A 24,645-nucleotide genomic window follows, 5' to 3' on the forward strand; every position below is an offset into this window, starting at 1 on the left:
CCGGGACGGCCGTTCAGCGCCAGGAGCCGCCCTCCGCGTCGATGACCTGACCGGTGATCCTTCCCCCCACCGTCCGGCGGGGAAGCGCTCGACGATGACGCCGTCGACCTCGCCTGTCGGGGAGCCGGTGTCCACGGGGCCGGGGTCGACGGCGTTCACGGTGACCGCGTGCTCGGCGAGGGCCGTGGACAGGGAGCGGGTGATCGAGGCCAGTGCTCCCTTCCGGAGCGCGCGTGGGCGGTCTCGCCGGGCATGCCGCCCGCGATGTCCCGCCCACCGCGTTCAGGCCCCGCCGCGCTGGCGCAGTGCGGAGCCCGAGCGTCCCTTCACGACCTCCAGTTGGGCGTGGACGCGGCGGCGCAGGTCGGCCACGTGACTGACGATGCCGACGCTGCGGTCCCTCTCGCGCAGTGCGTCGAGGACGTCGAGGACCTCGTCGAGGGTCTGGTCGTCGAGGCTGCCGAAGCCCTCGTCGATGAAGAGGGTGTCCAGGCGGACGCCGCCGGCCTCGTCGGTGACCACGTCGGCGAGGCCGAGCGCGAGGGCGAGGGAGGCGAAGAACGTCTCGCCTCCGGAGAGGGTCGCGGTGTCCCGTTCGCGGCCGGTCCAGGCGTCCACGACGTGCAGGCCGAGGCCGCTGCGGCCGCGTCCGGTGCGGTCGTCGGAGTGGACGAGGGTGTAGCGGCCGGAGGACATCCGCCGCAGCCGGGCGGTCGCGGCGGCGGCGACCTGTTCGAGGCGGGCCGCCAGCACGTACGACTCCAGGCGCATCCTGCGCTCGTTGTCCGCGGAGGTGCCGGCGGTGAGGGAGGCGAGGCGGGCGACGCGGTCGTACTCCTCGCGCAGCGGGGCGAGCCCGCGCGCCGCGGTGGTGGCCCGGGCGGACAGCCGGCCGAGTTCGGCGCAGCAGCGGGCGGCGGCGTCGCGTGCCGAGGCTGCCTCGCGCAGCCGCCGGCCCGCGTCGGCCGCCGCGCGTTCCGCCGAGGCGGGGTCCGCGGGCGGCCGCCGGGCGGCGTCGGCGGTGTCGGCCTCGGCGAGGACGGCGCGGACGGCGGCCTCCTCGGTCTGCCAGGCGTCGAGCCGTCGCTGGAGCTCGCGGTGGGCGGCGTCGTCGAGGAGCGCGGCGGCCGCCTGTCGCGGTGTGTCGAACCCGGCGCGGAACGCGGCGTCGGCGAGGCGGGCGTCGGCGTCCTTGAGCCGCCGGGCGGTGTCCTCGGCGGCGCGGACCGCGTCGGCGGCCTCGGTGAGCCGGGCCGCCCGCAGCTCCAGTTCGGCGGCCCGGGCGGCCACGCTGTCGGCGGTGCCGCGGGCCTGGGCCAGCTCGTCCTCCAACGCCGACTGCTCGCGCTGCATCCGGTCCCGGCCTGCGACGCGGGAGGCGGCCCGGACGGCCGCCTGCTGCCGGGCGGCGACGCGCTGCTCGCGTTCGTGCTCGGCGCGGCGCACCTCCTCCTGCGCGGCGTGCAGTCCGGAGGCGAGGGCGCGGGCGTGCGCGTAGCGGCGCTCCAGTTCCTCGGCCTCCTCGGCCAGTTGCCGTGCGGGGGTGTCCCCTGCCTCGGCGGTGGCGGCGGCGAGTGCCTCCCGTACGGCGGCGAGGTGCCGTTCGGCGACGGCCCGCCGCTCGTCGGCCTCCTGGTGGGCGGCGAGGGCGCGTTCCTCCGCCTCGCGGCCCACGTGCCCGGCGACCCGGCGTGCGGGGGCGGGGTGTTCGGTGGCGCCGCACACGGCGCAGGGCTCGCCGTCGGTGAGGTGCGCGGCGAGTTCGGCGGCGATGCCGTTGAGCCGCTGCTCCTTGAGGTCGAGCCATCGGGCGCGGGTCTCGAGCGCGTGCTCGGCCGCCGCCTGTGCGCGCCGCCGGGCCTCGTCCGCCTCGGTGGCGAGCCGGTCCCGTTCGCGGGCCGCGTCCAGCCGCCGTCGCGCGGGGTCGCGCTGCACCGCGAGCTGCTCGGCGCGGGTGGCGGCCTCCTGGGCGGTGTCGACACTGGCCTGCAGGCCGTCGCGGTGCGTGTCCCAGCCGGCCAGCCAGGTGTCCGCCTCGTGCAGGGCCTCCTCGTCGGCGCGGTCCTGCCGGTCGAGCCGGGCGCGTTCCTCGGCGAGTTCGGCGAGGCGCCGTTCCGCCCTCCGGGCCGACTCCAGCGAGCCCAGTTCCTCGGCGGTACGGCGCGCGGCGGCGGTCAGTTGGGCGGCGCCGGCGCCGGCGAGGGCGGCGGGCAGCAGCGCACGGGCGCGTGCCTCCTCGCCGGCCGCCCGCCGGTGGTCGGCGTCGGCCGCGTCCCGCAGTTCCAGCGCGGGGGCGACCGCCTCGGCCTTGCGGGCCCGCCGCATGCGTTCCTCGTCGGCGCGGTGGGCGTCGGCCCGCTCCGCGAGGCGCGCGGCCCGCTCCCGCGCCTCGCCGAACCGCCGCTGGAGCCGGTCGAGTTCGCGTGCGTCCGCCAGGTCGCGCTCGGCGGCGGACCGGGCGGACTCGGCGGCGTCGAGCCGGCAGTCGGCGACGGCCAGCAGCTCCCCGGCGGTGCTGCGGGCTACGGCGGCCGCGGTGAGCACGGCCTCGGCCAGTCCGGGCTCGCCGGGGGCCAGTTCCGGCAGGACCATGGCGTCGCCCGCGGCCTGCTGCATGCGGTGCGCGTCGGCCAGCAGTGCCGCGTCCCCCTCGCGCACCCGCGCCTCGGTGGTGCGGCGCCGCTCGGCGAGGCGCTTCTCGACCTCGGCGAAGCGCCGGGTGTCGAAGAGCCGGCCGAGCAGCTTGCCGCGTGCCTCGGCGTCGGCGCGCAGGAAGCGGGCGAAGTCGCCCTGGGGCAGCAGGACGACCTGGCAGAACTGCTCGCGGCTCATGCCGAGGAGCTGGGTGATCTCCTCGCCGATCTCCTGGTGGGAGCGGCTGAGGTCCTTCCAGGTCCCGGCCGTCGCGTCGTACTCGCGCAGCCAGGTCTGGGCCTTGTCCACGGTGGTGCCCCTGCCGCGCAGCTTGGGGCGCTCCCAGGGCGGCTGCCGGGTGACCTCGAGCCGCCGTCCGGCGACGGTGAGTTCGAGGCGCACCTCGGTGCGGGTGCCGACGGCGGCGTGGTCGCTGCGCAGCGTCATGCCCAGGCCGCTCTGGCGGGCGCCCGGCACGGAGCCGTACAGCGCGTAGCAGACGGCGTCGAGGACGGAGGTCTTGCCGGCGCCGGTGGGGCCGTGCAGCAGGAAGAGCCCGGCCGCCGACAGCTCGTCGAAGTCGACGCTCTGCGACCCGCCGAACGGCCCGAAGGCGGTGATGTCCAGCCGGTGCAGCCTCATCGGGCCACCTCCCGCACGGTCTCGTCCGCGCGGACCGCGTCGAAGGTGTCCCGCAGCACGGTCTGCTCGTGGGCGTCGGGCCCGGCGCCGCGCACGTGCGCCACGAAGTCCTCCGCGATCTGCTGGTCGCTGCGGCCCGCGAGGCGCCGGGCGTAGGACACGGCCGGGTCGTCCGGGGCCCGCTCGGGGTCGAAGACGAGGCTGAGGGTGTGCGGGAAACGCCCGGTGAGCCGGGCCATGGGGTCGGCGGGCCGCACCGCGTCGGTGAGGGTGGCCTCGACCCACGCCTCCTCGTGCCGGGTCAGCTCCGGGTCGGCGAGCAGCTCCTCCAGGGTGCCGCGCAGCCGGGCCAGGGGGCGCGGCACCGGGCAGTCGAGGCGCTCGGCGGTGACGGAGCCGTCGGCGCCGAGGTCGACGAGCCACATGCTCTTGCGGTGGGCGGCCTCGGAGAAGGAGTACGGCAGCGGGGAGCCGGAGTAGCGGACGCGTTCGGTGATCGTCTGGCAGCCGTGCAGGTGCCCGAGCGCCACGTAGTCCACTCCGTCGAAGACGCCGGCGGGCACGGCGGCGACTCCGCCGACGGTGATGTCCCGCTCGCTGTCGCTGGCCTCGCCGCCGGTGACGAAGGCGTGCGCGAGGACGACGGAGCGGGTGCCCGGAGCGCGGGCGGCCAGGTCGGCGCGCACCCGGTCCATGGCGGCGGCGAGGACGCTCTCGTGCCCGGCCCTGTCCACCGCGAACTCTGCTCTCACCAGGGCGGGTTCGAGGTAGGGCAGCCCGTAGAGGGCCACGTCCCCGTGCGCGTCGGACAGCACCACCGGGGTGCCGCATCCCGCCGGGTCGGTACGCAGGTGGATGCCGGCGCGGTCGATGAGCCCGGCGCCGACGCCGAGGCGGCGGGCCGAGTCGTGGTTGCCGGAGATCATCACGGTGGGGACCCCGAGGGCGGCGAGCCGGTGCAGGGCGTCGTCGAACAGCTCGACGGCGGCGAGCGGGGGCACCGCCCGGTCGTAGACGTCGCCCGAGACCACCACGGCGTCGACGCGGTGCTCGCGCGCGGTGGCGACGAGGTGGCCGATGAAGGCGGCCTGGGCGTCGAGCATGTTCACCCGGTGGAACGCCCGGCCGAGGTGCCAGTCGGAGGTGTGCAGCAATCTCACGAGTCCGCTCCGCCCCGCACGCCCACTCCCACCGCAGCCTCACCTCAGCACGAACGGCCACCTGGTGGCGGCCGGCTCGCACCACGCTAATACGTTCGCGCACCTCTCTTCCCGCGAACACCCGCCCACCCGGCGCCGGTTGGCCCACCTTGTGGTGATACGTCCGCTTCTGTGCATCCCGGTGGTGAGCTTCCCGACGGGCGTCCCGTCCTCAGACGTCCCCGTACGTCTCCCCGCCCACCTCGAACCCGGCGGATCCGGCGGTCGCGTCCGCCAGCCAGGCCCGGAAGGCGTCCACCTCGGCGTCGGGCAGACCGATCTCGATGGTGACGGCCTCGGCGTACCGCACGTCGCGCACCAGGCGTCCGGTGGCGCGAAGGTCGTTCTGGAGCTTTCCGGCCCGCTGGTGGTCGACGGTCACCGTGGCCAGGCGGAACCGGCGCCGGGTGAGGGTGCCGACGGCGTCCAGGGCCTCGCCGACCGCTCCGCCGTAGGCGCGGATGAGACCGCCCGCGCCGAGCTTGACGCCGCCGAAGTAGCGGGTGACGACGGCGACGACGTACCGCATGTCGCGGCGCAGCAGCATCTGGAGCATCGGGACGCCCGCCGTGCCGCCGGGCTCGCCGTCGTCGCTGGCCTTCTGCACGGCGGCGTCGGCGCCGATGACGTACGCCCAGCAGTTGTGGTTGGCGTCGGCGTGCTCCTTGCGCACGGACGCGATGAACGCCTGGGCCTCCTCCTCGGTGGCCGCCGGGGCGAGGGCGCACAGGAAGCGCGAGCGGTTGATCTCGGTCTCGTGCACGCCCTCGCGGGCCACTGTGCGGTACTCGTCCTGCATCCGGCCAGCCTAGTCCCCCTGGTCATCGGTGCTCCGGGGACCGCCCGGCGCCCGCCTCAGACCGGGGATCCCAGGTCGCGGGTGAGGTCGAGGCCGAGGAGCCGGTCGGCGTAGGCGAAGGTCTCGAAGCGGGCACCGTCCGCGAGGTCCGGGTCGGTCTCCACCCGGCGCAGTTCCCGCAGGAGGCCGGGGGTGTCCAGGTCGTCCTCCCAGGCGGCCCGGAGCCGGTCGCGCACCTCGCAGGGGACGGGACGCGAGGGCTGCCGCGCCCAGACGGCGACCGCCCGGCGCAGGCGCGTGAGGGTGTCGCGGGCGTCGTCCAGCACGGCCGCGTCGAGCCGCACCGGGGTGCTGCGGTGCCGCTCCAGCAGGGCGAGGCGCAGCACGTCGGCACCGGCACCGGCCACGGCGTCCCGGGCGGCCGGGTCGACGGGGGCGACGGTGAGCGTGGGGGCGGTGGCGGCGTCCGGGAGCGGTTCGCGGCCGGACCCCGCACCGGCCGGACCCCCGCCGCCGGCCGCGGTGGCACCGGCGTCACCGACGCCCGAGACGTCCCCGCGCACGACGCGGAGGGTCTGGCCCCTGCCCGGGCCGCCGGGGCTCTCCTCGAAGGGACGGACCCCCAGGGCCGCCGCGTCCGCGCGCAGCTCCTTCCGCGCCTCCGCCCCCTCCCCGGTCAGCAGCGCCCACACGGGGGTGCCGTCGAGTTCGAGGGTGCGGACGAGGACGTCGGCGACGAGCAGCACGCGCAGGCCGGTGGTGTCTCGGCCCGGCGCGTGCGCCTCGACGCGGGTGAAGCCCCGGCGGGCGGGGGCGGCGGGGACGGGTACGCCGGTCCGGGCGTCGATGATGCGCAGCACGGGGCGAGCGTAGGCGGGCCGCGCCCCGCGCGCACCGGCGCGCGCCGGACGGCCCTGGGGAATCACCGCGTACCGTCGTCCGTTGTCGCAGGCGACAAGCAGAAGACGACACGTCCAGGAGGCCGCTGGTGTACGGCGACGAGGCAACCGTTCGCAAGACCCTCACCGAGCTGGGTGACACCTGGGCCGTGGTGGGCCTGTCGTCCAACCGCCGGCGCGCGGCGTACGGCGTCGCCGATGTGCTGAAGCGTTTCGGCAAGCGGGTGGTGCCCGTGCACCCCAAGGCGGAGACGGTGCACGGGGAGCAGGGCTACGCCTCCCTCGCCGAGATCCCGTTCGACGTGGACGTGGTCGACGTCTTCGTCAACAGCGACCTGGCCGGGGCGGTGGCCGACGAGGCGGTCGCCAAGGGCGCCCGGGCGGTCTGGTTCCAGCTCGGCGTCGTCGACGAGGCCGCGTACGAGCGGACCCGCGCGGCGGGTCTGGAGATGGTGATGGACCGCTGCCCCGCCATCGAGATCCCGCGCCTGCGCTGACGCGGACCGTTTCCGGCGGCGGCCCCCGCCGCCACAATGCCCGCGTGACCGTCAGCGCTGCCGGCGGGCCCGGAAGCACACCGAGTGCGAGTTCCGGTTCGGCGGGGAGCGGCACCCGGTTCCGGTACACGGAGCTGACCGGACACCACCACTTCGTCTCCCCGCAGCAGTTCCTGGTGACGGACCTGGTGCGCGAGTACGCCGATGTGCGCGGCGGCGAGATCCGGTTCGGCGTCCGGGACGTGCGCCTGCACGGCCTGGACACCGACCGCCCCTCGGTGTCGTACCTGTGCCCGGACTCCGGTGAACGCCGGGTCGTGCACGCCGGGTTCATCGCGGGGTGCGACGGCGCGCACGGGGTGACCCGCGCCGCGCTGCCGCCCGCGCACACGCGCGTCGCCCGTTTCGACTACGGCATCGGCTGGCTGGCGCTCCTCGCCGAGGCGCCGCCGTCCTGCGACCACGTCGTGTTCGGCACGCATCCGCGCGGCTTCGCGGGCCATATGCAGCGCGGCCCCGACGTGACCCGCTACTACCTCCAGTGCCCGCCGGGGGACGACCCGGAGAACTGGCCCCACGAACGGGTCTGGGCCGAGCTGCGGGAACGGCTCGGCGCGGCCGACGCCCCGCCGCTCAACGAGGGGCGGCTGATCGAGAAGCGCGTGCTGGACATGCGCAACCACGTGGTCGAACCCATGGCGTACGGGCGGCTGTTCCTCGCCGGGGACGCCGCCCATCTCACCGCCCCCATCGCCGCCAAGGGAATGAACCTCGCCCTGCACGACGCCTTCCTGCTCGGCGACGCGCTCGTCGCCCGGCTGACCGAGGTCGACGGACGGGGACTGTCCGGCTACTCGGCGGCCTGTCTCGCCCGGGTCTGGGACTACCAGGAGTTCTACCAGTGGCTCTCGGAGGTGTACCACGGTCCGGCCTCGGCCGATCCGTACCGCGCGGGCACGGCGCCGGCACGGCTGCGGCGCCTGTTCGACTCCCCCGTCGCCGCGGCGGCGTTCGCCGAGCAGTATCTCGGCACGACGACCGGCGGCTGAGCACGCGGCCCGGTCGCGGCAGTACCGGTCACCCCGGGTCAGGCGACGCCCAGGCCCTCCAGCAGCACGGCCCCGGGCAGCTCCGCGAAGGCCTTGCCCGGCACCAGCAGCTTGCCGCGCCGGCGTCCGCTGCCGACCAGGACGTACGGCAGGTCGACGACGGCGGGGTCCACCAGCACCGGCCAGCCGGCGGGCAGGCCGACGGGGGTGATGCCGCCGTACTCCATGCCGGTCTCGCCGGTGGCCGTGTCCATCGAGGCGAACGACACCTTGCGCGCGCCCAGATGGCGGCGTACGACCCCGTTGACGTCGGCCCGGGTGGTGGAGAGCACGACGCACGCGGCGAGCGTGGTCACGCTGCCCCGCCTGCCCGCGACCACCACGCAGTTCGCGGACTGTTCCAGCAGGTCACGGCCGTAGTGCTCAACGAAGACGGAGGTGTCGGCCCACTGCGGGTCGGTGTCGACGTAGAGGATCCGGTCGGCGGGGACGCTGCCGTGCCAGTGGCGCACGGCGTCGGCGACCGGGGCGGTCAGCTCGTCGAGGCGGTCCGGGGCGGGGGTCGCGCTGTCGAAGTTCCCGATGGGTGCGTGCATGGCCGCACGCTAACAACACCGGACCGTCCCGTGGACGGCCGTCTCAGCGGACGGGCGGCACCGACACCGCCATGATCATCTCCATCGGTTCGTCGCCCTCGTTGCCGTAGGTGTGCGGGGTGTCGGCCTCGAAGGAGGCGCTCGCGCCCGTGGGCACGCGGTGGGCGACGCCGTCCACGGTCAGCGTCAGCTCCCCGGCGACGACGTGCACGAGTTCGACGGTGCCGGCGGGGTGCGGGTCGGAGGGGCTGGCCTCGCCCGGCATCAGACGCCAGTCCCACATCTCCACGGGGCCGGGGGCCTCGGTGCCGGCGAGCAGACGGTTGTAGCTGCCCGCGTCCGTGCGCCAGAGCCGGACGGCCTGCTCGGCGGGGACGACGCGGACCGCGGGGCCCTGCGCGTAGTCGAGCAGCGTCGTGATGCTCACGCCGAGCGCGTCACCGATCTTGACGACCGTGCCCAGGCTGGGATTGGTCCGCGCCTGCTCGATCTGGATGACCATGCCGCGGCTGACACCGGCCCGCGCGGCCAGCGCGTCCAGGGTGAACCCGCGCTCGGCCCGCCAGCGTTTGACGTTCCGGGCCAGGGACCGGGTCAGCAGGTCGAGGTCCGACACATTCCGTCCATGAGGTGAATGACAGGGGTGCGGCGCACTGAACTGCGGTGCACTGCACCTGATCGTTCACCGAACTGTACTGCGCGCCCGCGAGCCGGCGCTCACCCCTCCGCGGCGGGCTCCGCCGGTTTCCTGGCGGCATCGTCGTCGAGTTCGGCGAGGCGGGCCACCGCGTCCTCGTCGAGGCGGGAGAGCGCCCGCAGTTGCTCCGGCGTGACCCCGTCGGGCACCGGCACCGGGGCGGGGGTGCGCAGCGGCGGCTGCCAGCCTCCCCCGGGCGTCCAGCGGCGTACGACGCGGGCCGGGGCGCCGGCCACCACGGCGTGGTCGGGGACCGTCCCCCGGACCACCGCTCCGGCGGCGACCACCACGTTCCGCCCGACGCGCGCGCCGGGCAGGACGACCGCGCCGGTGCCGATCCAGCAGCCGGGGCCGATCTCCACCGGCTCCATGCGGGGCCACTGCTTGCCGATGGGCTGGTGGGGGTCGTCGTAGGAGTGGTTGGTGGAGGTGACGTAGACGTACGGGCCGAAGTAGCAGTCGCTGCCGATGGTGACGCCGGTGTCCGCGATGACGTGGCTGCCGCGGCCGAGGACGACGCCGTCCCCGATGCGCAGGATCGGGTCGGGCCCGAGGTCGAGGTCGGGCATGAGCCCGGCGGTCAGCGTGACCTGCTCGCCGATGATGCAGTGCGCGCCGAGGTGGATCCAGGGTTCGCCGAAGACCGTGCCGAGCGGGAAGGCGAGCCGGGTGCCCGTGCCGAGGGCGCCGAAGCGGAAGCGGCCCGGGTTCGCGGCGGTGACGGAGCCGGTGCGCTGCACCCAGGCCCAGCCCGCGTGGACCGCGCGCTGCGCGAGTCGGCTGGACCAGGACGAGAACGTGTTCTTGCGCTTCGGCACCCGCTCACGGTACTCAGCGCGCACCCCGGCGCAGACGCCACGACCCTGTGATCTTCACCCCACCGGGTGGCGTACGGTGCCCTACAGCACCGGACCAGGAGGCGATGATGACGCACAACGCGCTGATCAAGGGCATCGGCGGCAAGGAACCGGCCGTGGACGCGGAGACGTTCGTGGCACCGACGGCGACGGTCGTCGGGGACGTGACGCTGCGTGCGGGGGCGAGCGTCTGGTACGGGGCGGTGCTGCGCGGCGACGTCGAGCGGATCACGGTCGGCGCGGGCAGCAACGTCCAGGACAACTGCACCCTCCACGCCGACCCCGGTTTCCCCGTCACGGTCGGCGAGCGGGTCTCCATCGGGCACAACGCGGTGGTGCACGGGGCGACCGTGGAGGACGACTGCCTGATCGGCATGGGCGCCACGGTCCTCAACGGCGCGGTGATCGGCGCCGGTTCGCTGGTGGCCGCCCAGGCGCTGGTGCCGCAGGGGATGCGGGTGCCGCCGGGCTCGCTGGTCGCCGGGGTGCCGGCGAAGGTCAGGCGGGAGCTGACGGAGGAGGAGCGTCAGGGCATCACGCTGAACGGAACGATGTACACGGAGCTGTCGAAGGCGCACCGCGAGGCGCACGCGTAGCTCCGCGGCCGAGCGGCCGGGTGCCGCGGGGGCCCACCCGCAGCGGGACGGCGGCGCCCGGCCGCGCGGCCCCGGCGGGTCGCGCTACTCGCCGGCGGGGACCGGCTCCGCCTCGGGCCGGGCCTTCGCCGCCTTGCGCTTGACGATCACCATCGAGGCGATGCCGATGGCGACGGCGGCGACCAGGCCCAGCCACGAGAAGCGCTTCAGCCAGGACTCGGCGACGACACCCACGTAGTAGATGACGGCGGTGGTGCCGCCCGCCCAGAGGATGCCGCCCAGGACGTTGGCGATCAGGAACTTCCAGTACGGCATCCGCAGCACGCCGGCCAGGGGGCCCGCGAAGATGCGCAGCAGGGCGACGAAGCGGCCGAAGAACACGGCCCACATGCCCCACTTCTGGAAGGACCGTTCGGCGGTGGCGACGTGGCCCTCGCTGAAGTGCCTCGGGAACTTCTTGCCGAGCCAGGCCAGCATGGGCCGGCCGCCCCTGCGTCCGATGGCGTAGCCGATGGAGTCGCCGATCACCGCGCCGGCGCTGGCGCAGGCACCGAGGATCAGCGGGTCGACGCCGCCGTGCTGGGAGGACAGCAGGGCCGCCGAAACCAGGATGATCTCGCCGGGCAGCGGAATGCCGAGGCTCTCCAGACCGATGACCAGTCCGACCACGGCGTAGACGGCGGCCGCGGGCACCGTGTCGAGCCACTCCTGGACGTGCAACGCCCCATCCTCCGTTTTCGCGTCCCTGCCCGTGCGCGGGTGAGGCCCGCCGCTTCCCGGGTGCGCCTCGATCGAGGCGCACCCGGGAAGCCTACCGGTCCGCGGGGCCGTGCCCGTCGGGGGTCCGCGTCACCCCCGTCGGCTCAGCCGTTGGGGCGCAGGGTCCACACGACGGTCATCTCGCCGGTGACGGCGCCGTCCTCGCGCCGGATGGCGACGGTCACCGGGAACTCGGGGCGCCTGCCCTCGTCCAGTTCGGCGACGACGTCGGCGACGGGGCGGCCGAGGGTGGCGGTGGCGGTGACGGGGCCCAGGGCGATCTTCTTGAACGCGATCTCGGCGGTGACGGGCAGCGGCACGGCCCGGGAGAGCTGGTCGCCGAAGGCGGCGAGGACGATCGCCCCGCTGGCCGACTCGCCCAGGGTGAACATGGCTCCGGCGTGCGGTCCGCCGACGTGGTTGCGGTACTCGCTCTGGTCCGGCAGGGCCAGGACCGCCTTCTCGGGGGTGGTCTCCAGGTACTCGAGGTTCAGGGTTCGGACCATCGGCACCGTGGCGGCGAGCAACTCGCCGATCGACATCTGATCTGCGCTCATGCCGGGAGGTTACCCGTCAGTAGCATCCGGTCGCCAGGGGGCTCGGGTGATCGCCGTATGCTTGCCGCCCATGTGGCCAGGAGAGCAGCCGCCCACCGGCGGGCAGAACCCGCGGCGGAACAACCCGTACCAGCGGCCCGGCCACCGGCACCACCCGTCGCACCAGGGCGGGCCGGCCCCCTGGGACGCCCCCACCGTGACGGCCGGTCCGCCGGCCGGGGGCGGGCCGGGCGGGCGCCGCACGAGGGTGGTGGCGATCGTCGCCGCCGCGGCCGTCGTGGCGGTCGCGGCCGTCACCGGGGCCGTACTCCTGGGCGGTGGCGAGGACGACCGGGCCGCGCCGGATCCGGCCGCGCCCTCCGCGTCCGCCTCCCCTCCCCCGGCCGACCCGCGCGACGCGGACGGCGGCCCCGGCGCGACCGTGCCCGGCTGGAAGGCGGTGGTGAATCCCGGCCTCGGTGTCGCCTTCGACGTACCGGCCTCCTGGCAGCCGCAGTCGCCCGACTGGGTCACCTTCGTCACGGAGGACGACGACCCCGACGACAGGCCGCTGGTCGCCATGAAGGCCCCGGCCGTGCTGGAGGAGCGGTGGTGCACCGCGGACGACGACAGGGACGGCTCGGCCGACCACACCCCCCTGGCCTCCGCGGGGACCCGGGGCAACAACGGGGCGCGGAACACCGGGGAGATCGCGCGGACGGACTCGGCGCAGTGGGTCTACGGCGCCTTCGCCCAGCCCGACCGGCAGAGGATCACCACGGGCCCGGTGACGTCCTTCACCACCGCCTCCGGCATCACGGGCAGCCTGGCCACGTCCCGGTCCTCGGGAGTGGAGAAGAGGGGCGCGTGCGACACGGACGGCAAGGCCACGACGTTCGCCTTCAAGTCCGCCGACGGCGATCTGGTCTCCTGGTCGTTCGTCGGACCCACGGGGGTCGGTGACGAGGTGCCGGACGCCACCGTCCGTGACATCGCGTCCACCGTCCGGGAGTTCACCCCCTCCGAGTCCTGACCGGCCGCACCCCGCCGCGCCGCGCGGTGCCCACTTCGGTACGTCCCTGACAAGGGCCGGTGACCGAATCGTGTCCTGCGCGGCACTAGGGTGACTGCACATGTGGCCAGGACAGCAGCCGCCCGGGGGCGAGCAGAACCCGCAGCAGAACAACCCGTACCAGCAGCCGGGGTACCAGCAGCCGAATCCGTACCAGCAGCCCGGTTACCAGCAGCAGCCCGGTCCGTACGGGCAACAGCCGGGGTGGGGGCCCGCGCAGCCCGCCGGCGGGCCGCAGCCGGCCACGGTCGTCGGCACGGGCGGCGGTGGCGGGGGCGGTGGCGGCAACCGCACGAAGCTGGTCGCGATCGTCGCGGCGCTCGCCGTGGTGGTGGCCGCCGGTGTCACCGGGTTCCTGGTGCTCGGCGGCGACAAGGACGACACGGCGGACGACGGCAAGGACAAGAAGCCGTCCGCGAGCGCGTCCGCGGCCAAGTCCGAGTCCCCGGCCGCCGATCCGAGCGCGTCCGCCGGCGGTGACAACCCGCGCGACGACGGCGAGCTGACGCCGACCGTCGCGGGCTGGAAGGTCGTCGCCAACCCGCGCTTCGGCACGATGTTCGACGTGCCTCCCGACTGGGAGATCGACAGCACCGACACCAGCGTCGGCTTCGAGTGGGAGGAGGACGGGAAGATGGAGCGCACCTCCGTCACCGCCCCGGCCTACCTCAAGTCCGAGTGGTGCACCGAGGACGCCAACAAGGACGGCCGCAAGGAGAGCACCGCTCTCGCCACCGCCGGCACGCGCGGCGAGGACGGCGCCAAGGACGCCGCCATGGCGGCCGAGACCCGGGTGCCGTGGTGGATCTACGGCGGCTACACGGAGCCGGACCGCAAGAGCGTCAAGTACGACAAGCCGAAGGCCTACACCACGGCCTCGGGCATCGTGGGCAGCGTCGCCACGGCCCACTCGGAGGGCACCCCGCAGAAGGGGAAGTGCGACAGCGAGGGCAAGGCGATCACCTTCGCGTTCAAGAACGGCGCGGGCGACTTCGTCACCTGGAACCTCTACGGGGCCAAGGGCGTCAAGGACGAGATCCCCGAGGCCACGGTCCAGAAGATCCTGAGCACCGTGCGCCTGACCGAGGAACCGCCGACCGGCGCGTAGCCGGCCTCGGGTGCGGCGCCGGCCCCCGGTGCCGCACCCGCGTGCGTCCCGCCCGCGCCCGGGTGCCCGCCCTCGGCTCAGCCGATGCCGAACGCCCCGGCGGGCGGCTCGGGCGAGGGCAGCGCGTCCTCGTCCCGCACCGGCCGCGCGTCGCCGATGAACTCCCGCAGGGACGCGCCGTGTTCGACGCGGGCCGGGAAGGCGTCGGCGGCGGTGCGCCGGGCCAGGGCCGCCGTGTCGAGCGGCCGGTGCGCGGCGACGAGCACGGCGTTGCCGAACCGGCGTCCGCGCAGCACGCCCGGTTCCGCGATGAGCGCGGACTCGGCGAAGAGCGTGGCGTACCCGGCGAGCTGGGAGCGCAGGAAGGCGAACGGCGCCGCGTCGGCCAGGTTGACCAGAAGGACGCCGCCGACCCGCAGGACCCGCTCGGCCTCCCGGGCGAAGTCGGCGGAGGCCAGGTGCGCGGGCACCCGCGAGCCGCCGAACACGTCGGCGACGATCACGTCGGCCGAGTCCGCGGGCGCCGCCTCCAGCCAGGCGCGGGCGTCCGCGCCGTGCGTGGTGACGTCGGCGCCGTCGGGCAGCGGCAGGTGCTCGGCGACCAGGTCCAGCAGACCTCGGTCGGCCTCCACGACGTCCTGCCGTGAGCCGGGCCGGGTCGCGGCCACGTAGCGCGGCAGGGTGAACGCGCCCCCGCCGAGGTGCACCACGTCCAGCGGGCGGCCCGGCTCCGCCACGACGTCCAGGACGTGGCCGAGCCGGCGCGCGTACTCGAACTCCAGGTGCGTCGGCTCGTCCAGGTCGACGTACGACTGGGGTGCCCCGTCGACGGTCAGCAGCCAGGCCCGCCGCCGGTCGACGTCGGGCATGAGCTTGGCGGTGCCGTGGTCGGTGACGCGGCTGACGGGTATGGCTTCGTTCACCTCCTCATTGTGCCCGGGCCCCGCACCCAGCGAGGGGCACGGGACCGCCGCCCGCGGGAGCGGCGGCCCCGCCGTGCCTCGGCCTCACCCCACGGCCGTCACGGTTCCGGCCCCGACGGTCCGCCCGCCCTCGCGGACGGCGAACCCGAGCCCCGGCTCCAGCGGCACGTCCCGCCCCAGCTCGACCGTCATCGTGACGGTGTCACCGGGCCGAGCGACGGCGCCCTCGCCGAGGTCGACGTTCCCGACCACGTCGGCGGTGCGGATGTAGAACTGCGGCCGGTAGCCGGTGTAGACCGGCGTGGACCGTCCGCCCTCGCGCGCCGACAGCACGTACACCTGCGCCGTGAAGCGCCGGGCGGGCACGACGCTGCCGGGCGCGGCGACCACGTGACCGCGGCGCACCGTGTCGCGGGCGACACCGCGCAGCAGCAGCGCCACGTTGTCCCCGGCCTGGGCCTCCTCCATCGGCTTGCCGAAGGTCTCCACGCCGGTGACGACCGTCTCGGTGTCCGCCCCGAGCACCTCGACCCGGTCGCCGACGCGGACGGTGCCGCGCTCCACCGCGCCGGTGACGACCGTGCCGCGGCCGGTGATGGTGAGCACGTTCTCCACGGGCAGCAGGAACGGCGCGTTCAGATAGCGTTCCGGGACGGGCACGTAGGTGTCCACGGCGTCGAGCAGCGCCTCGACGGACGCCGTCCAGCGCGGGTCGCCCTCCAGGGCCTTCAGCCCGGAGACCCGTACGACGGGCACGGCGTCGCCGCCGTAGCCGTGCGCGGTGAGCAGCTCGCGGACCTCCAGCTCGACCAGGTCGGCCAGCACGGCGTCCTCCCCGTCGTCCACGGCGTCGGCCTTGTTGAGCGCGACGACGATGTGGTCGACGCCCACCTGCCGGGCGAGCAGCACGTGTTCGGCGGTCTGCGGCATGATCCCGTCGAGCGCCGAGACGACGAGGATCGCCCCGTCGAGCTGGGCGGCGCCGGTGACCATGTTCTTGACGTAGTCGGCGTGACCCGGCATGTCCACGTGCGCGTAGTGCCGGGTGTCGGTCTCGTACTCGACGTGCGCGATGTTGATGGTGATGCCGCGCGCCGCCTCCTCCGGGGCGCGGTCGATGCGGTCGAACGGCACGAAGGTGCCGGCGCCGCGAGCGGCGAGGACCTTGGTGATGGCGGCGGTCAGGGTGGTCTTGCCGTGGTCGACATGGCCCATCGTGCCGATGTTCAGATGCGGTTTGGTGCGGACGTACGCCGTCTTGGACATGGCGGTACCTCGAAGCCTCGTGGCGGTGGTGGGACCCCGGTGACCGGCCGACCCTCCCCCTGCGGGGTCCGCCGGACGATCCGGGGAGGGTCAGCTTCGGGCGCCGTCGGCGGCGGCCGGGAAGAAGGAGTGGACGGCAGCCTTCGGGGCGTCCGCGACCGCGGACGCTGCGAGGTGGAAGGCGTACCGGAACATGGCGCCGATCCTCGCGGACGCCCCGGCCCGCGTCGAATGGTTTTCGGCGCCCGGGAGTTCGGGATCCGGACAGTCGTGAGACGTGCCATACGGCGATCACACGCATGTGTCGGTTAGTGTCACCGGATGCTCGATGCCACCACCCGCTCTGGGGGCACCGTCACGGCCTCTCCCCGGGCCGCCGCAACGGAGCTCGCCGTCGCCACGGCCGCACCCGCCGGTCCCGCCGGCCGGGTGACGAGAGTCCTCCTGTCTCCGTGGTCCCGTTTCGGCCTGCTCGTCGCCCTGCTCGCGTCGGCCGCGACGACGGTCGTGCTGTTCGAGCCGCAGAACCTCCTGACGAACGGCTGGCCGCCCCAGCTCGGGGGCGCCGCGGCGGCGCTCGCGTACGCGGTGGCGTACGGGCTGTGCACCGTCGCCTTCGTGCCGCGCCCGCTGCTGAACCTGGCCGCGGGCGCCCTGTTCGGCTCGCAGCTCGGCCTCGCCTCCGCCCTGGCGGGGACGGTGCTCGGCGCCGGAGTCGCCTTCTGCCTCGGCCGGGTGCTCGGCCAGGAGGCGCTGCGCCCGCTGCTGCGCGGCAAGTGGCTGAAGGCCGCGGACGAGCAGCTCAGCCGGCACGGCTTCCGGTCGATGCTGGCCGCGCGGCTGTTCCCCGGGGTGCCGTTCGTCGCGGCCAACTACTGCGCGGCCGTCTCCCGCATGGGCCTGCTGCCCTTCCTGCTGGCGACGGCGCTCGGCTCGATCCCGAACACGGCGGCCTACGCCGTCGCGGGTGCCCGCGCCTCGACGCCGACCTCGCCGGCCTTCCTGATCGCCCTGGCCTGCATCGCCCTGCCGGGCCTCGCGGGCGCGGCGGTGGCCTGGCGCCGACGCCACCGGCTGCGCGGGCGCTGAGTCCGCGTCGGGGTCCCGTACACCAGTCCGGCGCGGGTCCACAGCGCGCCGGGCCGGACGGTGCCGGGCCCAGTGACGAGCCCCACAGCGGAACGGATGCCTCCGCCCCGTGTCACCTGGTCTTCACCCAGGGGCGCTACGCTGCCCCTCGACACGCCTGATCCTGATCACCGCAGACAGCGGTTCGGTGTGTCCATCGACCGTTCCTCGATCGGCACTTGGACTCCGTAACTTCATGTCTTGGTTTGAATCCCTCATCCTCGGACTCGTCCAGGGGCTGACCGAGTTCCTCCCCGTGTCCTCCAGCGCGCACCTGCGGCTGACCGCGGCGTTCTCCGGCTGGCACGATCCGGGCGCGGCCTTCACGGCGATCACCCAGATCGGCACGGAGGCCGCCGTGCTCATCTACTTCCGCAAGGACATCGGGCGGATCCTCACGGCCTGGACCCGCTCGTTCACGGACAAGGAGATGCGCCGCGATCCCGACGCGCGCATGGGCTGGCTCGTGATCATCGGTTCCATCCCGATCGGTGTGCTCGGCCTGACGCTGAAGGACCAGATCGAGGGACCGTTCCGGGACCTGCGGATCACCGCGACCATGCTGATCGTCGTCGGTGTGATCATCGGCGTGGCGGACCGGATGGCCGCGCGTGACGAGCAGGGCGGGCGGCACCGCGCGCCGAAGCGGCGCAAGGATCTGGACAGCCTGGGCGTCCGGGACGGTCTGATCTACGGCCTCTGCCAGGCCATGGCCCTCATCCCGGGTGTCTCCCGCTCCGGCGCGACCATCAGCGGCGGCCTCTTCATGGGGTACCGGCGCGAGGCCGCGGCCCGGTACTCGTTCCTGCTGGCGATCCCCGCGGTGCTGGCCTCCGGCCTGTTCGAGCTCAAGGACGCGATGGAGAGCGACCACGTGTCGTGGGGGCCGACGCTGTTCGCCACGGTCATCGCCTTCGCCAGCGGTTATGCGGTCATCGCCTGGTTCATGAAGTTCATCTCCACCAAGAGCTTCATGCCCTTCGTCTGGTACCGCATCGCGCTCGGGATCCTCATCATCGCCCTGGTCGCGGCCGGTGTCCTCAGCCCGCACGCGGCGGAGTCGGCGGGCTGAGAGGGGGCTCGACCGGCCCCCGCGGTGCCCCGGGAGGGGCGGCGGGAGAGGCCGTGGGAGAAGCTGGGGACGAGGCATATGCCTGCGTAGCCGTCCGGTAGCGCAGTGTCAGTGCTTGCCCCTAGGCTTGTCCGCATGTCCCCCGATTCCGTGACCCCTGGTTCCGTGCGGTCCGCCGCGGAGCTGAACGACCGGATCCGCGCCCTGTGGCGGCACGCGGGCGGATCCCTGTCGGCGCAGGAGCGCGTGGAGTACGAACTGCTCGTGGTCGAGTGGGCCTCCGCGATCCGCTCCGAGATCATCGAGGCCGCCTGAGCGGCCGGGGCCGCCGGAGCCGGGCGGACCTCCGGACCCGCGGTCCGCCGGCACCGGCCGAAGGGGCCTCAGCGTCCCCCTGCCACCCGCAGCACCGTCCCCGTCGTGTACGAGGCGTCCGGCGACATCAGCCAGGCGATCCCCGCGGCGACCTCCTCGGCCCGCCCCGCGCGTCCGAGCGGTACGGCCGCCCCCATCCGCCGGGCCCGGTCCGGGTCGCCCATCGCGGCGTGCATGTCGGTGTCGGTGACGCCGGGCGCGACGGCGTTGACCCGGATCCCCTGCGGGCCGAGCTCCTTGGCGAGGCCCACGGTCAGCGCGTCGACACCGGCCTTGCTCGCCGCGTAGTGGACGTACTCCCCCGGGCTGCCGAGGGTGGCCGCACCCGACGACACGTTGACGACGGCGCCGCCCCCGTGCGCGGTCATGAGCTGTGCGGCGCGGCGGGCGCACAGCAGCGTACCCAGCAGGTTGACGTCGAGGACCCGGCGCAGGTCGGCGGTGTCGCTGTCGGCGAGGCGTCCCAGCGGTCCGGTCACCGCCGCGTTGTTCACGAGGCCGGTCACCGGTCCGAGCCGTTCCTCGGCCACCGTGAAGAGCCGCTCGACGTCGGCCTCCACCGAGGTGTCCACCCGCACGGTGACGGCGCGGCCGCCCGCCGCGCGCACCCCGGCGGCGACCTCCTCGGCGGCCTTCTCGTCCCGGACGTAGCCGACGGCCACGTCGTGTCCGTCGGCCGCCAGGCGCAGACAGGTGGCCGCGCCGATGCCCCGGCTTCCTCCGGTGACCACGGTGACGGGACGCGTCATGAGAACCTCCTGCGGCTCCAGGGCTGCGACTCGGATCGGCGGAGCACGACCGGTCGGCCATTTGATCGATCATCGATCATCCTAGGCCCGGATCGCTCAGCCGCACAGATGCGCGAGGGCACCGTCCTCCAGGAGAAACGGCCGTTCCTCGGGCAGCAGTTGGGCGGCCCGCTCGTCCTGACCGTCCCGCACCAGCCCGTGGATCTCGGCGGCGAGCGGTGTCACGTCCTCGATGCCCACGATCCACTCGTCGGCGTACCGCGCCGCCGCCTCCCCCGCGAGTCCGAGCTGAAGCGACCGGTACGGCAGCGGGGCGAGGCGCAGATCGCGCTCGGGGTCCCACTGCACCCGCGCGGGTGCCTGCCGCAGCCGCTGCCGCCAGGTCTCCTGGTCGCCGTGCAGTTCGGGGACGTAGTGGGACAGACAGGCGTTGCGCAGGGCCCAGACGAATCCCTCCCGTTCGATCTCGACGGCGAGGACGGTCTCCTGGTCCTGCTTGGTGCCCCAGCCGCAGCGGTACATCATCCACAGGAAGGACGGCTTGACCCAGGTCATGCGGTCGCGCTTCCAGGACGAGGGGAACCGCCCGTCGCGGGCCGCCGGGCGGCCGATCTCCGGGCGGTAGGCCTGGTAGACCGTGACGGTGGAGTCGGTCTGGCGGGCGCGGATGCGGAAGCGGGGCTCCTGAACGGTGTCCCGGCCCGGTTCTCGTCGATCATTCATGACGGACAGCGTCGGTCCCCGCACCCGCCCCCGGCCACCGAATATCGACGGCGGGCCGGCGTCCGCCCGGCCTCCGGGCGTCCGGTGTGATCAACTGAACGGAGCGTGCACACTGAAGGCACCACGGGGTAGGGAGCCGCCCATGAGAACGCTCGGCCACTGGCTCACCTCCCCCTGGCGTCGCTCCGCCGTCGCCGTGCTCGCCGGCGCCCTGCCCGTCCTGGCCTTTCCCGGCCCGTCGCTGTGGTGGTGGGCCTGGGTGGCCCTGGTCCCCTGGCTGTCGCTGGCCCGGTCCGCGCCGACCGGCAGGCGGGCCGCGTACGACGGCTGGTGCGCGGGGTTCGGGTTCATGCTGGCCATGCACCACTGGCTGCTGCCCAGCCTTCACGTGTTCACGTTCGTCATTGCCGCCCTGCTGGGCGCGCTGTGGGCGCCGTGGGGCCTGCTGGTGCGGCGGCTGCTGGGCGGGGCGCCCTCGGGCGGCAGGATCGCGGCGGCGCTCGTGGTGCTGCCGTCGGGCTGGCTGGCGGTGGAGCTGGTCCGTTCCTGGCAGGGGCTCGGCGGGCCCTGGGGCATGATCGGCGCGAGCCAGTGGCAGGTCGCCCCGGCGCTGCGGCTGGCCTCGGTGGGCGGGGTGTGGCTCGTCAGCTTCCTGGTGGTGGCCGTCAACACGGCCCTCACCGTCCTGGTCGCCGTGCGCCGGGCCCGGGTGGCGGCCGCGGCCGGTCTCGTCGCCATCGCCTCGTGCGCCTCCGCCGCCTGGCTGTGGTCGCCGCGCCCCGACACCGGTGAGCGCGTGGCCATCGCCGTGGTCCAGCCCGGTGTCGTCGCCGGACGCGCCAGTGCGGACCGGCGCTTCGACCGTGAGGAGCAGCTCACACGCGGGCTGGCGGACCGGGGCGCCGACCTGATCGTCTGGGGCGAGAGCAGCGTCGGCCGCGACCTGGCCGACCGGCCCGACCTGGCCCGGCGGCTCACGGCGCTGTCCCGGGAGACCGGTGCGGACATCCTGGTCAACGTGGACGCGCGGCGCTCGGACAAGCCCGGCATCTACAAGAGTTCGGTGCTGGTCGGCCCGGACGGCCCGACCGGCGACCGGTACGACAAGATGCGGCTGGTGCCCTTCGGGGAGTACGTCCCGGCCCGCTCGCTGCTCGGCTGGGCCACCTCCGTCGGCAAGGCGGCCGGCGAGGACCGCAGGCGCGGCACGCGGCAGGTCGTGATGGAAGTGGGCCACGGGCTGCGCGTCGGCCCGATGGTGTGCTTCGAGAGCGCCTTTCCCGACATGAGCCGGCATCTCGCCGCCGACGGCGCCGATGTGCTCCTCGCCCAGTCGTCGACGTCGACGTTCCAGGACACCTGGGCGCCCGCTCAGCACGCCTCGCTCGCCGCGCTGCGGGCCGCGGAGACCGGCCGCCCGATGGTCCACGCCACGCTGACCGGCGTCTCCGCCGTCTACGACGCGAACGGCAGGCGGATCGGCTCCTGGCTCGGCACCGACGCGAGCACCGCGCGGATCTACGAGGTCCCGCTCGCGCACGGCACCACGCCCTATGTCCGTCACGGCGACTGGACGGTGAACGGGGCGCTGCTGATCCTGGCAGGCTGGGCCGCGGCCGAGGGCGGGCGGGCGCTGCTGATCAGGCGGAGGGGTCGAGCACCGCGCGTACCACCCGCTCGCACAGCTCATCGGTCTCCAGCGCGTCCCGGGCGCTGAGCACCGTGCCCGCGCGCACGGCGTCGAGGAAGGTGAGCACCGCCTGCTCGATCCCGCGCTGCCGGGCCACCGGCACCCAGTCGCCGCGCCGCCGCACCGTCGGCTGGCCCTTGTGGTCGATGACCTCGGCGAGGTTGACCACCTGGCGCTTGGTGTCCTGGCCGGAGACCTCGAGGATCTCCTCGGCGGATCCGCTGAGCCGGTTCATGACGCCGAGCGCGGTGAAGCCGTCCCCGGCGAGCTGGAGCACGACGTGGTGGAGCAGGCCGTCCCGGACGCGGGCGCGCACGGTGACGTCGTCCACCGGTCCGGGCGCCAGGAAGCGCAGGGTGTCGACGACGTGGATGAAGTCGTCGAGGATCATCGTGCGCGGCTCCTCCGGGAGCCCCGTGCGGTTCTTCTGCATGAGGATCAGGTCGCGCGGGTGCTCCGCGCACTGCGCGTACCCGGGGGCGTGGCGCCGGTTGAAGCCGACGGCGAGGCTGGTGGCCCGCTGCTCGGCGAGCGCCACCAGCCGCTGGGAGTCGGCGAGTTCGTAGGCGAGCGGCTTGTCGACGTAGGTCGGTACGCCGGCCTCCAGCAGCCTCGTCACGATCTCGGGGTGCACGGCCGTCGGCGCGTGCACGAAGGCGGCGTCGAGGCCCTGGTCCAGCAGGGATTCGAGGTCGGCGTGGCGCTGCCGTGCGGGCAGGCGCAGGCCGTCGGCGACGCGGGCGAGGGTCGCCGGGGTGCGGGTCTGCAGGTGCAGTTCGAGGCCGGGCAGGGCGCCGAGCACCGGGAGGTAGGCCTTCTGCGCGATGTCGCCGAGTCCGATGCAGCCGACCTTCACGGGGTGTTCTCCTCTAGCGCTCGCCTGCCCGGGTCCGCTGCGAAGCATACGGGGCCTGCGGAGGCCGCCAGTCGGCGATGCCGTCGAAGCCGCGCAGGACCAGCGCGGGGCCCGTCCTGGACAGCGCGCCGATCACGGTGTCGCGCACGGCGACCACGGCGCGGCTGCGGGACATGTTGAGCCGGGCGACCCTGACGGCCTGCCGGGTGATGGCGGTCGTACGGGGCAGCCGGGCCGCCGTGTAGGCCGCGAGGTCGTCCTGGTGGTGGGCGAGCACGATGGCGTCCTCGACGGCCTGGTTGCCGCCCTGGCCGAGGGTGGGCGGCATGGCGTGCGCGGCGTCCCCGACGAGGGCGGTGCGGCCCCGGTGGCAGGCGGGCAGGGGCTCGGCGAGGTGGTGGACGTCGTGCCGCAGGACGTCCTCGGGGCGGGCGGCGGCGAGGAGCGCGGGGACCGGCTGGTGCCAGTCGCCGTAGCGGTGCAGGAGTTCCGCCCTCTCGTCGGCCGCGTGCCCGCCGGCCGGGGTGACGGCGGCGGCGTAGGCGTAGACGCGGCCGTCCTTGAGCGGGTGCGTGCCCCAGATGCGGCCCCGGCCCCAGGTTTCGTGGGAGGCGAACTCCACGCCGGGCAGCGGGATGACCAGCCGCCAGGTGGTGAAGCCGGAGTAGACGGGCCCGGGGTGGCCGGGGAACAGGGTGCGGCGTACGGCGGAGTGGATGCCGTCGGCGGCCACGACCAGGTCGGCCTCCATTTCTCCGTCGGGCGTGCGCACGCGGGCCGGCCGGTCGCGGTCGCCGGGGTCGGCGAGGGTCGCGGCGAGCCCGGTGCGGACGGTGCCGGGCGGCAGCCCCGCGGCGAGGAGGTCGACGAGGGTGGCGCGGTGCAGCAGCACGAGGGGACCGCCGAAGCGGGCCGCGGCGGCTTCGGCGTCGGAGCGGGAGATCCAGCGGCCGCGCGGGGTGCGCAGGCCGCCGTCGCCCTGCCAGGCGGCGAGGTCGCGGATCTCGTCGCCGAGGCCGATGACGTCCAGGGCGCGCAGGGCGTTGGGCGACAGGGAGATGGCCGCGCCGACCGGCCGGAGCGAGGGCGCGCGTTCCAGGACGGTGACCCGCGCGCCGCTGAGGTGCAGGGCCGCCGCCGCGGTGAGTCCGCCGATCCCTCCGCCGATCACTACGGCGTGCCTGGTCCGTGCCATGAGTCCTCCCCGGGCCCGTTGTCACTACAGGCGTAGTGGACAATACCTCGACTGTACTACAGGGGTAGTGACCGAGATAGGTTGAGGCCCATGTCCGCCCCCACGCCCGCCCGCCCCGCTTCCGCCACCGGCGCCGCCCGCGCCGACCTCGTCGCCGACGCCGCGCTCGCCCTGCTCGCCGAACGCGGGACGCGCGGGCTCACGCACCGCGCGGTCGACGAGGCCGCCGGACTCCCCCAGGGCTCCACGTCCAACGTCGCGCGCACCCGGCAGGCCCTGCTGGAGCTGGCGGTGCGCCGACTGGCCGAGCGGGAGGCGCGGGTGCTGGCCCTGCACGAGATGCCGGACCCGTGCGAGGGCCTCGACTCCCTGGTGGACGCGCTGGCGCTGGCGACGCACCGCGCGCTGACCCGCCACCGCGCCCTGACCCTCGCGCGCTACGAACTGGCGCTGGAGGCCACGCGCCGCCCCGAACTGCGGGCCCACTTCGACGCCGCGGGCGCCCGCTTCCGGGAGCAGCTCGGTGCCCTGGTCACGGCGATGGGCTCGGCCGACCCGGCCCGCCATGTGCTGTCCCTCGTCGCCTGGGCGGACGGGCTGATGTTCTCGTGCGTGGCCGGGTCGTTCGGCGCCGAGGTGCCGTCCCTCGCGGAGGTACGGACGGGACTGCGGGAACTGGTCGGCGGAATGCTGGGCCGTTGAGCCGGGAAATTGCTGGTGGCCGGCGA

General features: G+C 74.7%; 24 protein-coding genes and 2 pseudogenes. 10 read left to right on the forward strand and 16 right to left on the reverse strand.

Annotated elements, in window-relative coordinates; genetic code table 11:
* Positions 1-13: 13 nt before the first annotated feature.
* From ACH499_RS17760 to ACH499_RS17780, 5 genes and pseudogenes are all read right to left on the reverse strand, one after another.
* Positions 14-275 (reverse strand): annotated as a pseudogene (locus tag ACH499_RS17760) (SDR family oxidoreductase); the annotation flags it as partial.
* 7 nt (positions 276-282) lie between these two features.
* Positions 283-3,276 (reverse strand): AAA family ATPase, encoded by a 2,994-nt coding sequence (locus ACH499_RS17765; protein WP_399016736.1) that lies wholly within the window; start codon positions 3,274-3,276, stop codon positions 283-285.
* A complete protein-coding gene (locus tag ACH499_RS17770) occupies positions 3,273-4,436 on the reverse strand; it encodes an exonuclease SbcCD subunit D (protein WP_399016738.1) in 1,164 nt (387 codons plus the stop codon). Before ACH499_RS17770 ends, ACH499_RS17765 begins: the two co-directional genes overlap by 4 nt.
* Positions 4,437-4,647: 211 nt before the next feature.
* Entirely contained in the window at positions 4,648-5,274 is a 627-nt protein-coding gene (locus ACH499_RS17775) for a YigZ family protein (protein WP_399016740.1), read from the reverse strand.
* A 56-nt stretch (positions 5,275-5,330) separates the two neighbouring features.
* On the reverse strand, positions 5,331-6,134 hold the full coding sequence (locus ACH499_RS17780) for a hypothetical protein (RefSeq protein ID WP_399016742.1): 804 nt from the start codon (positions 6,132-6,134) through the stop codon (positions 5,331-5,333).
* Positions 6,135-6,262: 128 nt separating this feature from the next.
* Here ACH499_RS17780 and ACH499_RS17785 point away from each other — a divergent pair, with 128 nt between their 5' ends.
* Together ACH499_RS17785 and ACH499_RS17790 are read left to right on the forward strand one after the other, a co-directional pair.
* Positions 6,263-6,670 (forward strand): CoA-binding protein, encoded by a 408-nt coding sequence (locus tag ACH499_RS17785; protein ID WP_399016744.1) that lies wholly within the window; start codon positions 6,263-6,265, stop codon positions 6,668-6,670.
* A 64-nt stretch (positions 6,671-6,734) separates the two neighbouring features.
* Positions 6,735-7,719 (forward strand): annotated as a pseudogene (locus ACH499_RS17790) (4-hydroxybenzoate 3-monooxygenase); the annotation flags it as partial.
* A gap of 38 nt (positions 7,720-7,757) precedes the next feature.
* Here ACH499_RS17790 and ACH499_RS17795 read toward each other — a convergent pair.
* The 3 genes from ACH499_RS17795 to ACH499_RS17805 all read right to left on the reverse strand — a co-directional run bounded on the left by ACH499_RS17795 (position 7,758) and on the right by ACH499_RS17805 (position 9,830).
* Positions 7,758-8,315, reverse strand: coding sequence for a YbaK/EbsC family protein (locus ACH499_RS17795; protein WP_399016746.1), 558 nt, complete (start codon positions 8,313-8,315; stop codon positions 7,758-7,760).
* Between the two features lie 43 nt (positions 8,316-8,358).
* Positions 8,359-8,931: a helix-turn-helix domain-containing protein gene (locus ACH499_RS17800; RefSeq protein ID WP_399016748.1), complete on the reverse strand. Its 573-nt coding sequence runs from the start codon at positions 8,929-8,931 to the stop codon at positions 8,359-8,361.
* A 101-nt stretch (positions 8,932-9,032) separates the two neighbouring features.
* Complete coding sequence (locus ACH499_RS17805) at positions 9,033-9,830, reverse strand: acyltransferase (RefSeq protein ID WP_399016750.1); 798 nt, start codon at positions 9,828-9,830, stop codon at positions 9,033-9,035.
* A gap of 107 nt (positions 9,831-9,937) precedes the next feature.
* On the opposite strand from ACH499_RS17805, the gene ACH499_RS17810 reads away from it, so the two are divergent.
* The gene (locus ACH499_RS17810) at positions 9,938-10,465 is read left to right on the forward strand and encodes a gamma carbonic anhydrase family protein (RefSeq protein WP_356204198.1); all 528 of its coding nucleotides are present in this window, start codon (positions 9,938-9,940) and stop codon (positions 10,463-10,465) included.
* 84 nt (positions 10,466-10,549) lie between these two features.
* Here the strand turns inward: ACH499_RS17810 and ACH499_RS17815 are convergent, their stop codons facing one another.
* Positions 10,550-11,185 (reverse strand): DedA family protein, encoded by a 636-nt coding sequence (locus ACH499_RS17815; protein WP_356204196.1) that lies wholly within the window; start codon positions 11,183-11,185, stop codon positions 10,550-10,552.
* Between the two features lie 143 nt (positions 11,186-11,328).
* A complete protein-coding gene (locus ACH499_RS17820; RefSeq protein WP_356204302.1) occupies positions 11,329-11,766 on the reverse strand; it encodes a DUF4442 domain-containing protein in 438 nt (145 codons plus the stop codon).
* Positions 11,767-11,851: 85 nt separating this feature from the next.
* On the opposite strand from ACH499_RS17820, the gene ACH499_RS17825 reads away from it, so the two are divergent.
* Both ACH499_RS17825 and ACH499_RS17830 read left to right on the forward strand, forming a co-directional pair.
* Positions 11,852-12,793 carry a hypothetical protein gene (locus tag ACH499_RS17825; RefSeq protein ID WP_399016753.1) on the forward strand — a complete coding sequence of 314 codons (942 nt, stop codon included), beginning with the start codon at positions 11,852-11,854 and terminating at the stop codon, positions 12,791-12,793.
* A gap of 100 nt (positions 12,794-12,893) precedes the next feature.
* Positions 12,894-13,940 carry a hypothetical protein gene (locus tag ACH499_RS17830; RefSeq protein ID WP_356204193.1) on the forward strand — a complete coding sequence of 349 codons (1,047 nt, stop codon included), beginning with the start codon at positions 12,894-12,896 and terminating at the stop codon, positions 13,938-13,940.
* 77 nt (positions 13,941-14,017) lie between these two features.
* On the opposite strand, the gene ACH499_RS17835 is transcribed toward ACH499_RS17830, so the two are convergent.
* Both ACH499_RS17835 and tuf read right to left on the reverse strand, forming a co-directional pair.
* A complete protein-coding gene (locus ACH499_RS17835; protein ID WP_399016755.1) occupies positions 14,018-14,863 on the reverse strand; it encodes a spermidine synthase in 846 nt (281 codons plus the stop codon).
* Between the two features lie 84 nt (positions 14,864-14,947).
* Complete coding sequence (gene tuf / locus ACH499_RS17840) at positions 14,948-16,129, reverse strand: elongation factor Tu (protein ID WP_399016757.1); 1,182 nt, start codon at positions 16,127-16,129, stop codon at positions 14,948-14,950.
* A gap of 321 nt (positions 16,130-16,450) precedes the next feature.
* On the opposite strand from tuf, the gene ACH499_RS17845 reads away from it, so the two are divergent.
* The 3 genes from ACH499_RS17845 to ACH499_RS17855 all read left to right on the forward strand — a co-directional run bounded on the left by ACH499_RS17845 (position 16,451) and on the right by ACH499_RS17855 (position 18,644).
* Complete coding sequence (locus ACH499_RS17845; protein ID WP_356204187.1) at positions 16,451-17,218, forward strand: VTT domain-containing protein; 768 nt, start codon at positions 16,451-16,453, stop codon at positions 17,216-17,218.
* A gap of 235 nt (positions 17,219-17,453) precedes the next feature.
* Positions 17,454-18,329, forward strand: a complete 876-nt coding sequence (locus tag ACH499_RS17850; protein WP_399016759.1) for an undecaprenyl-diphosphate phosphatase — start codon at positions 17,454-17,456, stop codon at positions 18,327-18,329.
* 135 nt (positions 18,330-18,464) lie between these two features.
* Entirely contained in the window at positions 18,465-18,644 is a 180-nt protein-coding gene (locus ACH499_RS17855) for a hypothetical protein (protein WP_356204183.1), read from the forward strand.
* 68 nt (positions 18,645-18,712) lie between these two features.
* Here the strand turns inward: ACH499_RS17855 and ACH499_RS17860 are convergent, their stop codons facing one another.
* Entirely contained in the window at positions 18,713-19,453 is a 741-nt protein-coding gene (locus ACH499_RS17860) for an SDR family oxidoreductase (protein ID WP_399016763.1), read from the reverse strand.
* Between the two features lie 96 nt (positions 19,454-19,549).
* Entirely contained in the window at positions 19,550-20,176 is a 627-nt protein-coding gene (locus ACH499_RS17865) for a DUF4291 domain-containing protein (RefSeq protein WP_399016765.1), read from the reverse strand.
* 142 nt (positions 20,177-20,318) lie between these two features.
* Between ACH499_RS17865 and lnt the strand changes: the two genes are divergently transcribed.
* Positions 20,319-21,893 (forward strand): apolipoprotein N-acyltransferase, encoded by a 1,575-nt coding sequence (gene lnt, locus ACH499_RS17870; RefSeq protein ID WP_399016767.1) that lies wholly within the window; start codon positions 20,319-20,321, stop codon positions 21,891-21,893.
* On the opposite strand, the gene ACH499_RS17875 is transcribed toward lnt, so the two are convergent.
* Positions 21,817-22,722, reverse strand: a complete 906-nt coding sequence (locus ACH499_RS17875; protein ID WP_399016769.1) for a Gfo/Idh/MocA family protein — start codon at positions 22,720-22,722, stop codon at positions 21,817-21,819. The two genes, lnt and ACH499_RS17875, sit on opposite strands and share 77 nt — an antisense overlap.
* Positions 22,723-22,735: 13 nt before the next feature.
* Entirely contained in the window at positions 22,736-23,917 is a 1,182-nt protein-coding gene (locus ACH499_RS17880; RefSeq protein ID WP_399016771.1) for an FAD-dependent monooxygenase, read from the reverse strand.
* 90 nt (positions 23,918-24,007) lie between these two features.
* Between ACH499_RS17880 and ACH499_RS17885 the strand changes: the two genes are divergently transcribed.
* Positions 24,008-24,619 carry a TetR/AcrR family transcriptional regulator gene (locus ACH499_RS17885; RefSeq protein WP_399016773.1) on the forward strand — a complete coding sequence of 204 codons (612 nt, stop codon included), beginning with the start codon at positions 24,008-24,010 and terminating at the stop codon, positions 24,617-24,619.
* The last annotated feature ends 26 nt before the right edge of the window (positions 24,620-24,645 follow it).

Source organism: Streptomyces sp. NPDC018947 (assembly GCF_044390505.1).
GTDB lineage: Bacteria > Actinomycetota > Actinomycetes > Streptomycetales > Streptomycetaceae > Streptomyces.